The following is a 12,812-nucleotide window of genomic DNA, read 5'->3' as shown; positions in this document are numbered from 1 at the left end:
CAGATCGTAAAAATGATGGGCTCAGAACTTAGATAAACCTTAGGTGATAGTTCACCTAAGGTTTATTTATATATTATAATCTTTTAGTGAATATTGGCAGTAATTAGACTGACTCTTGAGGGCAGAGCAATAACCGGAGACAACTGGTTCAGGCAGTGCTGGTGGAAAGCATTCACAAAAAAACTGCCAACAAAGTCCCCGACTTTGTTGGCAGTCTGAAATAAGCCCCGTCGCAAAAAAGATGGGGTGATTTATATTAACGGTGATCATAAGTAGTTATTTGATTACGTTGTTTAGGTGTATCAAGTCTACTTTTACATTCATCACACATAAAAGTATGCATTGGATCATTGCGTAATCTTTTAGCTTCTAAAGTATTTTGATCTATAAATACTTCAGTATCGCAAATTATGCATTGAACTTTTTTCATATTAAATCACCTCGATATGAGTGACATACTTAAATTCGTATGAATAACCTTCATCAGGAATATATACAAAGCTATCTACTGAATAATCGTCATATAATTTTTTACCGTCTTTTGCAAATTGGAAAAAAAGATATGGTAATAAGTCAATAGGTAATTCTATTGACTCGTTATCATTAAATAAACGAATCGTTTTTGCGTGATCAAACGGTTCAGCATTTTTGAAAAATGGAGCCATATTAATGACAAATGAATTTTCTAAAACGGCTCTTTTTTTATATTTAATTTCAGAATTTAACGTTGGTGGATTAGTTTGACCTTCTAAAATTGCTCTATTCCATTCACGATTATCATCAAAATTGATTGGTTTGGTACCGTCGAATATACCTTGCTCTAAATCTTCTAGTTGAACTTTTCTGTCGTCAAAAATCCAAGTTGTACTGTCTAAAGTAATTGGAAATTTAACTTCACCCTTAATTTGAATCATAATCCCACTCCTATTTGATATCTTGTTTCAGAATTAAAACGTTATTAAGTAATCAATCACAACGTTAATATATTATATTGAATCTGACTTTTTTGTGAACAAATACATGTTTGAAATAAAAAAGTATATCTTATTGTTAAAGCGAAATATTCTGACAACAATCAGCTAATATATTGGCATTGCGCGTCTGACACTTAGTATCGTTATAAATTCAATCAAAATAAATAATTGTTAATTACAATTTTATCACAAATACTAGTATTACGTATATTCCTGAATTCACTTGCTTTTTAGTATGCATTAAGATAAACTCGTCATATAAAGTTACAATTGATAGGGGGAGTATGTCTTGGTAAAAAATCAAAATATTAGTAATGTGGCATATGACCAGTTGAATAAAGATGCTGATAGGATTCTCCAACTTATTAAAGTACAAATGGATAATCTTACATTACCTCAATGCCCATTGTATGAAGAAGTACTTGATACACAGATGTTTGGATTACAAAAAGAAGTAGATTTCGCTGTACAACTTGGTTTAGTTGATAGAGAAGTGGGCAAAGATTTAATGCTTCGATTAGAAAAAGAACTTTCTAAATTGCATGATGCATTTACAAACGTTTAATTGGGTTAAATAAAATAGTTTTATAGCTGGGAAACTTGTGTTCCACGTTCAAAAAATATAAAAACTTATATGGTGTTCATTATTAAACTACATAAGTATACTGCAGGTGGCTAGGATATCAATAATTGTTGATTATATCTTAGCCACCTTTGTCATGTTTAAATAGTTAAATAATGAGTATCTAAAAAATGATGTTTTGTTATATTTATTCGGAAAATTGATAGAATGTTTGTTATAATATTTGAAGTACAATTTATTTTACATGTTGAAAAAAAGTTTTTAAAGACAACTAAGTTATTGAACATAAGTCGAATTAATACAAAGTATTTAATTAGTGATAATAAATAATGAGAATTGGATGATATGTCAAATGAATAATGTGAAACAATTTTTTCGATATATAGGTCGGAATGCAAAGTATATTGATTATCCGTTAGTCATTACCTATTTATTACTATGTTTGATAGGTTTGGTAATGGTTTACAGCGCAAGTATGGTCGCTGCTACTAAAGGGTCATTAACTGGTGGTATATCAGTAGCTGGAACATACTTTTATACTAGACAGTTAATGTATGTAATTATGAGTTTGATTATTGTATTTTTTATGGCTTTCTTTATGAATGTCAAATTTCTTGAAACAAGCAGATTCCAAAAAGGCATGATGCTTGGCATTGTTATATTATTGATTGCGACGTTATTGATCGGTAGTAATATAAATGGTTCAAAAAGTTGGATTAATTTAGGCTTTATGAATTTACAAGCTTCCGAGTTATTAAAAATTGGCATAATTTTATATATGCCTTATATGATTGAAAAGAAACGGCCTAAAGTATTCAAAGAACCTAAATTACTAACATATCCTATCGTTTTAGCGGGTATATGTATAGGCCTTGTGTTATTGCAACGAGACGTTGGTCAAACGTTACTTATTATGATTATTTTCTTTGCAATATTATTCTATGCAGGTATTGGTGTTCAAAAATCAATCAAATACGGTCTGTTGATTATAATAGGGATTGTAATTATTGGCTCGCTTTTCTTACTAGTTGGGTTGGTTCCGGATTATTTAACAGCAAGATTCAGTACGCTAACGAATCCATTTAGTCAAGAATCTGGTACAGGATACCATATTTCAAATTCGTTGATTGCAATTGGTAATGGTGGATTACTAGGCAGAGGTTTAGGCAATAGTATTATGAAATTAGGGTATTTACCTGAGCCACATACAGATTTTATTTTTTCTATTATATGTGAAGAATTAGGTTTATTAGGTGGTTTGTTTGTTATATGTTTACTCTTTTTTATCGTTTATAGAGCTTTTGAACTCGCAAGCAAAACAAATTCTTATTTTTATAAGTTAGTTTGTGTAGGAGTAGCAAGTTATATAGGTAGTCAAACTTTTGTTAATCTAGGTGGTATTTCTGGTACGATTCCATTAACAGGTGTGCCTTTACCATTTATTAGTTTTGGCGGTTCTTCGATGATTAGTTTAAGTATAGCAATGGGCTTATTGTTAATAACAGCAAAACAAATTAAAATCGAACAAGCAAAATATAAAAAAACAAGAAAAAACAGAACAAGAATTAGTCCAACCAGACATTCTTAATAAAGGCAAACGTTTTGATACAAATGTATTGAAAACGTTTGCTTATTTTTTTGCATCTTTAAAGTGATTTTGAAAAACTTTTATCAAAGTTCAATTATGATAACTAAAACTTATTGTAAACAATAACTTTTTATTATGCTATTCTTATGATATAATTTTGAAAGAAAGTGATGATATCAAGGTCTTACGTAGTTTTTAATGTGATGGTCATTACCTATCCGTCAGTGAGTGACATATGTATTTTGAGCTGTGTTAAAATAATGGCTATATATTTTTTACTGTCTAGATTGTTCGGATTTTGCTATAATGATTTTTATATCAAACTTTTTTGAAAATTCTAAATTTAAGGGGGACCATGATGTGAAACAAATAAACAAGCTTTTGGTAGCCAATCGTGGTGAAATTGCAATAAGGATTTTTAGAGCGGCAACAGAGTTAGACGTTAAAACAGTTGCTATTTATTCAAATGAAGATAAAGGATCTTTACATAGATATAAAGCGGATGAATCATACCTAGTGGGTGAAGATTTAGGGCCTGCTGAATCTTATTTGGACATTGAACGCATTATTGATGTTGCTAAACAAGCAGATGTAGACGCAATTCATCCAGGATATGGTTTTTTAAGTGAGAATGAAACTTTTGCAAAAAGGTGTCAGGAAGAAGGCATTAAGTTTATAGGGCCTCGTGTTGAGCATTTAGATATGTTTGGCGATAAAGTAAAAGCTAGAACGACAGCAATTAATGCAAATCTAACGGTTATACCAGGTACGGATGGTCCAATAGACAACCAACCAGATGCAGTTGCATTTGCGAATGAAGCTGGTTATCCATTGATGATTAAAGCTACTAGTGGTGGTGGCGGTAAAGGTATGCGTATCGTTCGTTCTGAAGATGAGCTAGAAGATGCATTCCATCGTGCTAAATCTGAAGCTGAAAAATCTTTTGGTAATAGTGAAGTTTATATAGAAAAATATATCGATAATCCCAAACATATTGAAGTTCAAGTCATCGGTGATGAACATGGGAATATAGTGCACTTATACGAACGTGATTGTTCAGTACAAAGACGTCATCAAAAAGTTGTTGAAGTAGCACCTTCAGTAGCGCTTGAAGACGATTTAAGAGAACGTATATGTGCTGCTGCGATTCAATTAATGGAAAATATCGAGTATGTGAATGCTGGTACAGTAGAATTTTTAGTTTCTGGTGATGAATTTTACTTCATAGAAGTAAATCCACGTGTACAAGTTGAACATACGATAACTGAAATGATTACAGGCGTAGATATTGTTAAGACACAAATATTAGTTGCTGATGGTGAGAATTTATATGATGAGGCAATCAGCATGCCACAACAACAAGATATTCAGACGCTAGGTTATGCAATCCAATGTCGTATTACTACTGAAGATCCAACAAATGATTTTATGCCTGATAGTGGTAGAATCATTGCTTATCGTTCAAGTGGTGGTTTTGGCGTAAGGTTAGATGCTGGTGATGGATTCCAAGGTGCCGAAATATCACCTTATTACGATTCTTTATTAGTGAAATTATCTACACATGCAATGTCATTCAAACAAGCGAATGAAAAAATGGACCGCTCATTACAAGAAATGAGAATTCGTGGTGTTAAAACCAATGTTCCATTTTTAATTAATGTTATGAGAAACGAACAATTCAAAACAGGTGATTATACAACTAAATTTATAGAAAAGACACCGGAACTTTTTGATATTGCACCAACACTCGATAGAGGTACAAAAACGTTAGAATATATTGGTAATGTATCAATTAATGGTTTTCCAAACGTAGAAAAACGACCAAAACCTATTTATGAAACATCACCTATACCACAAGTTTCTAAAAAAGAAGTTGCAGCATTAGAAGGTACCAAACAACTATTAGACAGTAAAGGGCCAAGAGCCGTAGCTGAATGGCTAAAACAGCAAGAAGACGTTTTGATAACCGATACTACATTTAGAGATGCGCATCAATCGTTACTAGCAACGCGTGTTAGAACGAAAGATATGATGAATATTGCTTCGAAAACAGCACAAGTAATGAAAGATAGTTTCTCCTTAGAAATGTGGGGAGGTGCTACATTTGATGTAGCGTATAACTTCTTAAAAGAGAATCCTTGGGAACGCTTAGAGAGACTTAGAAAGGCAATTCCAAACGTATTATTCCAAATGTTACTTCGTGCATCTAATGCTGTCGGTTATAAGAACTATCCTGATAATGTTATTGAAAAATTTGTGGAAGAAAGTGCGGAAGCCGGTATTGATGTATTCAGAATTTTTGATTCATTAAACTGGGTAGATCAAATGAAAGTGGCAAATGAAGCTGTACTAAAAGCTGGTAAAATATCAGAAGGTACTATTTGTTATACAGGTGATATTCTAAATCCGAATCGCTCTGATATTTATACGTTAGAGTATTACGTAAATATGGCGAAAACACTTGAACGTGAAGGCTTCCATATATTAGCAATTAAAGATATGGCAGGTTTGTTGAAACCTAAAGCAGCAAATGAATTGATTGGTGAATTAAAAGCAGCTGTCGACCTACCAATTCATCTACACACACATGATACAAGTGGTAATGGTTTATTGGTTTATAAAGAAGCTATAGATGCAGGCGTAGATGTTATTGATACAGCTGTTGCTTCAATGAGTGGTTTAACAAGTCAACCTAGTGGTAATTCATTGTATTATGCATTAAATGGTTTTGATAGAAATATGCGTGCCGATGTTGATGGAATGGAAGCATTGTCTCATTATTGGGGAACTGTACGTCAATATTATAATGACTTTGAAAGTGATATTAAATCGCCAAATACTGAAATATATAAACACGAAATGCCAGGCGGGCAATACTCAAATCTTAGTCAACAAGCGAAGAGCTTAGGATTAGGTAATAGATTTAATGAAGTTAAAGAAATGTATCAACGTGTTAACTTCTTATTTGGTGACATTGTTAAAGTAACACCTTCCTCGAAAGTTGTTGGGGACATGGCATTATATATGGTACAAAATGATTTAGATGAAGAAACAGTGATAAAAGATGGTTATAAATTAGATTTCCCTGAATCGGTTGTTTCATTCTTCAAAGGTGATATTGGACAACCAGTGAACGGTTTTAATAAAGAATTGCAAAAAGTAATTCTAAAGGGACAAGAAGCAATTACAGATCGTCCTGGCGAATATTTAGAGCCTGTTGATTTTGAAGCGGTAAGAAAAGAATTAGAAGAAAAACAAGAGAGAGAAGTAACAGAGCAAGATATTATTAGTTATGTCTTATATCCTAAAGTTTACGAGCAATTCATTGCTACGCAAGAACAGTTTGGAAATGTATCACTATTAGATACACCAACATTCTTCTTTGGAATGCGTTCAAATGAAACAGTGGAAATAGAAATTGATACAGGTAAACGTCTAATCATTACATTGAAGACGATTACGGAACCAGATGAAAAGGGAATTCGAACAATTTTCTATGATATGAATGGACAAGCGAGACGTATATTCATTCAAGATGAAAATGTAAAAGCAAATGAAAGTGTAAAACCGAAAGCTGATAAATTAAATCCAAATCACATCGGCGCTCAAATGCCGGGTTCTGTTACTGAAGTTAAGACTTCAGTAGGTGAAACAGTTACAAGTGGACAAGCATTATTGATAACTGAAGCTATGAAGATGGAAACAACGATTCAAGCTCCATTCGACGGTGTTGTGAAGCAAGTGACAGTCCAAAGTGGCGAGGCAATTGAAACAGGGGATTTATTAATAGAAATTGAAAAAGAACCTGTTGATTAAATTTCATAGTATAATTATTTATAAACTTTTTAATGGAAACGAGTCTGGGATATAAAGTTCTTGGACAAGTGAAAAAGGCAATTTCTACTGAAACAATATAGAAATTGTCTTTTTTATTATTGTTTAGTTTAGTAGTGTTTATTAAATTATACGGAAGGGTCTTAAATTTTCAAGTATTTTAATATCAAATTACATGTTAATGCGATGTATTTTGACGAGATTCTCGAGGGGACAGGGCAAGTTGAAGACTACAGGGTGAAGATATACACTAAGAAAGCGAGCCAACAATACGAAGTATTGAATAAAAAAGAAGCACTTAGATGAATTGAATTAAATCATCTAAGTGCTATTTTTTTTAGATTTATGCTCAAAAATGTCTAAAATGTAGAAATTATATTGTTAGAAAATTTTCAAGGTCATATTATACACCTAATGTAAAAGTTTATTTGGAGTATATGTACAGAAAAATATACAATAAAAAACTGTCAACGTGCCTTTTATCTCGTTGACAGTTTTTATTGATATAACATATTCGATGTTTTACTTAGCCGCCACTTCTAATCGTCCGTAACATCAAGACAATGAAGTAGGCTATTAAACCAAAGAGTAATGTAATAAATAAAGCGTGTAATAAGGCGATAAATAAATTAACTTCTGTAATAATAGATAATGCGCCAGTAATTACTTGGAGGATAACTAATATAAATGCAGCTGTGTATCCGTAACGTATTGTACGGTTATCTTTGTAGTTATTTACTGCATGAATGAATGTAATCATTATCCATATAAAGGCGATTAATGCCATTCCTCGGTGAGTAAGGTTTACCCAATCTTGGACATTGTGAGGTATCAAATCATTAAAAGGTAATGGCCATTGGCCATATGCTAAACTAGCTTCTTTATGTCTGACTAATGCCCCAGTATAAATTGTTAAATAAACGATAATAGCCATTATCCAAGTATAAATTCTTAATGGCTTTCTAATAAATAATTCATCTGCTTCATATTTGCGATCGATTTCAAAAATAATTAAAGTTAATACAAATACTGAAGAAAATGAAATGAGCGAAATTCCAAAATGTAACGCTAAAACATAGGCATTTTGTTGCCACATTACTGCTGCAGCACCTACAAGCGCTTGTATTAGTAAGAAACCAACACTAATGATACATAATGATTTAACTTCTTTAATGTAACTAATGTGTTTCCAAGCAACGATGACTAACCAGAGAACAATAATTAAAGATAAGCCGGAAATAGCACGATGACTTAATTCAATAATCGTTTGTATTGGTAAGTTCTCAGGTAAAAATGCGCCGTGACATAGAGGCCAATCGGATCCACAACCATCTGCTGATCCAGTTTTGGTAACTAATGCGCCCCCTAATTGAACAAAAGCCATAATTACAGTTGCCAACACGGATAACCATTTTAGGTTTTTTTTGCTAAACAAGAATTAACCCCCCACATAAAAATAAAACAGTTGAGAAACTAAATTACAAATAGTCATTGTCACTGTAATTATTTTATTCCGTAATGATACATTTAAAGTTATTTTAATAAATCTTACATATAATTATAACAATAAAAACTATTTTAATTGTGTCACAAAAATGACTTTTTAGTAATGTCGTTAAAGTGTCACAAATAAGTTTACATAAATGTAGTCAATGATACAAATTTAATATATCATTGTATTATATGGAAAAATTAGGAGGGAAATTATGAACAAAGAACAAACTTTGTCGCATAATTCTAGTCGTGTGACTTTTAAAGAGTTGCAGCAAATTATCAAGATGGGATTGGTACAAGGTAATTTGATTCCTGCATTTGCTGGGTCATGGTTAGCGATTGTGTTGGCAAATCATTCCTTCCTCTCGTCAATACCACAAATCTTAATGATGTTGGTGGGCTCTACGTTAATTATGGGGGGCGCATGTGCTTTAAATAATTACTACGATCAAGATATTGACAGTATCATGCCGAGTAAACAACAGAGACCAACAGTTAATGACAGAATTTCGAATAGAAATTTATTAATGCTCAGCTTTGGAATGATGCTAATAGGGGAAGCGTTACTGTTTGCGTTAAACATACCTTCAGGTGTAATTGGACTGCTAGGTATAGTTGGTTATGTATCATTTTACTCAATTTGGTCTAAACGTCATACGGTATGGAATACAGTGATTGGTAGTTTTCCAGGTGCAGTCCCGCCTTTAATTGGGTGGACAGCAATTGAAGGAAATATTAGCTTGGTAGCAGTAGCGCTATTTTTAGTGATTTTCTGTTGGCAACCTATCCATTTTTACGCTTTAGCAATTAAACGTAAAGATGAATATTCATTAGCAAATATTCCAATGTTACCATCAGTAAAAGGGTTTAAACGTACGAGAGTAAGTATGTTTTTATGGCTAGTATTCTTATTACCACTTCCATTCTTATTAAGTAGCTTAGGAACAACGTTTATAGTGTTGGCTACACTATTAAATTTAGGGTGGTTATATTTAGGATTAACAAGCTTTAAAAAGGATTCAGATCAAACAAAATGGGCAACAAAAATGTTTATATACTCATTAAACTATTTAGTAGTTTTCTTTGTACTTGTCGTTGTCGTCTCATTAATTCAAATGTTTTAATAATTATAAATAAGGATGTAATATATGAATTTACCTATCTTACCTACAATCAGTACAAGCTTTATTGTAATTAGTGCAATCCTTGTCGCTATAGGTTGGCGCAAAATTTGGCTGAGAAAAATTGAAAGCCACAAAAAAGTAATGTTAACTGCTGCTGGTTTCGCACTAGCATTCTTTATTATTTACGCATCAAGGACTATTTTTATTGGTAATACTGCATTTGGTGGTCCAGACTCAGTTAAACTTTATTATACAATTTTCTTAGTCTTCCACATTAATTTAGCAACAATTGGTGGAGTTTTAGGACTTTTACAAATCATTACTGCTTTTAAAGATAAATTTAAAGTGCATAGATTTGTCGGACCAATTGCTTCTATAATCTGGTTCTTCACAGCAATAACAGGTGTAGCCGTATATTTATTACTTTATGTATTTTATCCAGGTGGAGAAACAACGTCATTAATTAAAGCGACATTCGGTTTATAATTAATATTGGAAAATGTTAGTCTTTTATTTGAACTAGGGAATATGGAAAGGGCAGCGGGCAGAAATTTGTTTTATAAACAGATTTGATAGCCCGTTTCCATTATTTACGATTAGAAAACATAAATCTAAGTTACTAAGTCGATAAGTACTAGTCATAAGCAACTCGTTAAAAATAGCTATGAAGATATCTATCCAGGACGGTAGATTTCTTCATAGCTATTTTTTTAATTACAATTTAAATATAAGAGTAGGAGTGGAGAAACAATTTTGGTTTAAATGAATTTGTTATATAATTCAACCTAGCTAATAATAATTATTTTAAATATAACTATTTATACGGTGCCGTTACTACGTATAATGTGTATAGTGTGTTGTTATTTCGCGATATATCTTTGTAAATGTTTAGCCGTTACAGAATCATCTACAGCTAACAACCCTTGGGGTGTTCCTTGATAAAGTAGCCTACCGCCTTTTTCTCCTGCAAATGGACCGATATCGATAATCCAGTCAGCGTGTGTCATCATCGTTAAGTTATGTTCGATAATAACTACTGTGTTTTTATCATGGATTAGACTTTCAAAACTGTCTAATAAAATAGGGATATCATCTTCATGTAATCCTGTAGTTGGTTCATCAAATATGAAAATATGTTGGTGGACAGTTTGTGTTAAATATTTACTAAGTTTAACGCGTTGTATTTCACCGCCAGATAATGTGTCGAGAGTTTGTCCTAAAGTCATATAATCCAGACCAGTAGATTTTAACGCTTCTAAATGTTGAGCAATATTTTTCTTTTCTTGAAAAAATGAAATTGCTTCATCTACTGTTAATGCTAAAATATCTGCAATATTATACCCTTCTATTTTTGCATTTAATACTTCGGGTTTATAACGCTTTCCATGACACAAATCACACGTTTGAGTAAAGTCTGGCATAAAGGCTAATTCTGTTTTGATGATACCTCTACCATGACATTCAGGGCATGCACCTTCGGAGTTGTAGCTGAACATGGCTTTTTTTAAATGAGTTTCTTCACTGAAATAAGTTCTTACATCATCAAATATATTTAAATAAGTGAGTAAATTTGAGCGACTTGATGCATGTACGGGTTTTTGATTTATAAAAATTGTATTAGGTTTTTGTTTTAAACCTGCGTGTATCAGTGAACTTTTTCCAGAACCAGCCACACCTGTAACAACAGTCATTGCCTGTTTGGGCAATTTAACAGAAACGTCTTTTAAATTATTTTTATCAATGTGTTCTAAATTGATAAAATCATGGGGGATTCTAGGATTTGGTTTTAAATTATGTTGTTTCCGTAAGGCTAAACCTGTATGTGTAGATGATTTCAACAAACTTTCATAACTTCCTGTAAATGTAATTTCTCCTCCGTTTTTACCAGCTAGAGGACCTAAATCAATGATATGATCAGCTATGCTTATAACATCAGGGTCATGCTCAACTACTAAAACTGTGTTGCCTTTATCTTTTAATGATTGAATGATTTCGTTAATTCGTTGTATATCATCAGGATGTAACCCAATGCTTGGTTCATCTATAATATAGACGAGATCGCTTAGTGCACTATTAAGATGCCTTATTAATTTAATCCGCTGTGATTCGCCACCGGATAATGTAGTTGTTTCTCTGGAAAGCGTTAAATAATTTAATCCGATATAACTTAATGAAGATAGCTGTTGTTGCAATGGTTCGATGATAACTTTTGCTTTTGTTGAATTAATTCTTCTTATGAAATTTAACGCTTCATCTATGGATAAATTAGTGAAGTCTGCAATGTCTAAATCATTAATTTTACATTGTAATACATTTGGATTTAGTCTTTTACCGAGACACGTTGGACATTTTTTAGAAGTGACTACGCGATCGATAGCTTCTTTAAATCTATTTTTTTCAAAGTTATCATTTAGTAGGAAAGAACGCCTAAACCGATGGATTAAGCCTTCAAATTTTGCTGTTTTCGGCCAATTCTCTGGAGGGTTTTTTAATTTAGTTGGTTTTGTATAAAGTAAAGTATTGAATTCTTCTTCTGAATAATCTTTTAATTTTTTATCATTATCAAAAAGCCCAGAATATAAATAGCGTTTGCCACGCCAACTATCCGGTCTGAATGATGGAAATTGAATTGCGTCTTCGTTGAGTGATTTATCATAATCTAACAATTCGTCTAAATCGATATCTTCTACATAACCTAAGCCTGAACATTCGGGACACATGCCCTTAGGATTATTAAAAGAAAATATGTCTGAGTAACCAACAAATGGTACGCCAATACGTGACCATAGCAATCTGACAGATGCATAAATATCTGAAATTGTACCTACTGTAGAACGTGAATTACCACCTAATCTTTTTTGGTTAATTATCATTGCTACTGGCAAATGCTCAATTAAATCTACATTAGGTTTTGAAAATTGAGCTAACTGATGTTGTATGTATGTTGAATAAGTTTCGTTTAATAAACGTTCAGATTCTGCAGCAATCGTGCTAAAAACCAAAGAAGATTTTCCAGATCCAGAACGTCCTGTAAATACGGTTATTTGATGTTTAGGTATATCGATTGAAATGTTTTTTAAGTTATTTTGCTTAGCGCCATGTACGCGAATCATTGACATTGTCATTCACCTCTTATAATACATTCTACCCTTAAATTGTTTTGTAATACTTAAATTGGTTAGAAAAGTATATACCCTTAGAAAAATGCATATATT

At 32.3% G+C, this 12,812-nt stretch carries 9 protein-coding genes; 5 read left to right on the top strand and 4 right to left on the bottom strand.

All coding sequences use genetic code 11. The features are described from left to right. Nucleotides 1–256: 256 nt before the first annotated feature. Both ACW5YJ_RS10645 and ACW5YJ_RS10640 read right to left on the bottom strand, forming a co-directional pair. The gene (locus tag ACW5YJ_RS10645; RefSeq protein WP_017724162.1) at nt 257–430 is read right to left on the bottom strand and encodes a DUF2197 domain-containing protein; all 174 of its coding nucleotides are present in this window, start codon (nt 428–430) and stop codon (nt 257–259) included. A gap of 1 nt (nt 431) precedes the next feature. Then, on the bottom strand, nt 432–914 hold the full coding sequence (locus tag ACW5YJ_RS10640) for a hypothetical protein (protein ID WP_017724163.1): 483 nt from the start codon (nt 912–914) through the stop codon (nt 432–434). 349 nt (nt 915–1,263) lie between these two features. Between ACW5YJ_RS10640 and ACW5YJ_RS10635 the strand changes: the two genes are divergently transcribed. From ACW5YJ_RS10635 to ACW5YJ_RS10625, 3 genes are all read left to right on the top strand, one after another. Further along, nucleotides 1,264–1,539: an Fpa/YlaN family protein gene (locus tag ACW5YJ_RS10635; protein WP_017724164.1), complete on the top strand. Its 276-nt coding sequence runs from the start codon at nt 1,264–1,266 to the stop codon at nt 1,537–1,539. A gap of 370 nt (nt 1,540–1,909) precedes the next feature. Next, nucleotides 1,910–3,145, top strand: a complete 1,236-nt coding sequence (gene ftsW / locus ACW5YJ_RS10630; RefSeq protein ID WP_017724165.1) for a cell division peptidoglycan polymerase FtsW — start codon at nt 1,910–1,912, stop codon at nt 3,143–3,145. A gap of 360 nt (nt 3,146–3,505) precedes the next feature. Next, nucleotides 3,506–6,961 (top strand): pyruvate carboxylase, encoded by a 3,456-nt coding sequence (locus tag ACW5YJ_RS10625; protein ID WP_457338158.1) that lies wholly within the window; start codon nt 3,506–3,508, stop codon nt 6,959–6,961. A 544-nt stretch (nt 6,962–7,505) separates the two neighbouring features. Here ACW5YJ_RS10625 and ACW5YJ_RS10620 read toward each other — a convergent pair. Next, the gene (locus tag ACW5YJ_RS10620; RefSeq protein WP_107551325.1) at nt 7,506–8,414 is read right to left on the bottom strand and encodes a COX15/CtaA family protein; all 909 of its coding nucleotides are present in this window, start codon (nt 8,412–8,414) and stop codon (nt 7,506–7,508) included. Nucleotides 8,415–8,685: 271 nt separating this feature from the next. Between ACW5YJ_RS10620 and cyoE the strand changes: the two genes are divergently transcribed. Both cyoE and ACW5YJ_RS10610 read left to right on the top strand, forming a co-directional pair. Continuing rightward, a complete protein-coding gene (gene cyoE, locus ACW5YJ_RS10615; RefSeq protein ID WP_017724168.1) occupies nt 8,686–9,597 on the top strand; it encodes a heme o synthase in 912 nt (303 codons plus the stop codon). Between the two features lie 24 nt (nt 9,598–9,621). Then, the gene (locus ACW5YJ_RS10610; protein ID WP_017724169.1) at nt 9,622–10,083 is read left to right on the top strand and encodes a DUF420 domain-containing protein; all 462 of its coding nucleotides are present in this window, start codon (nt 9,622–9,624) and stop codon (nt 10,081–10,083) included. Nucleotides 10,084–10,457: 374 nt separating this feature from the next. Here ACW5YJ_RS10610 and ACW5YJ_RS10605 read toward each other — a convergent pair whose 3' ends face one another. Then, the gene (locus tag ACW5YJ_RS10605) at nt 10,458–12,716 is read right to left on the bottom strand and encodes an ATP-binding cassette domain-containing protein (RefSeq protein WP_119603704.1); all 2,259 of its coding nucleotides are present in this window, start codon (nt 12,714–12,716) and stop codon (nt 10,458–10,460) included. Nucleotides 12,717–12,812 lie beyond the last annotated feature (96 nt).

The organism is Staphylococcus sp. mip270_02, from assembly GCF_054031535.1.
The sequence above is the reverse complement of the archived record's forward strand: the minus strand, read 5'-3'. Positions and strand labels throughout refer to the sequence as shown.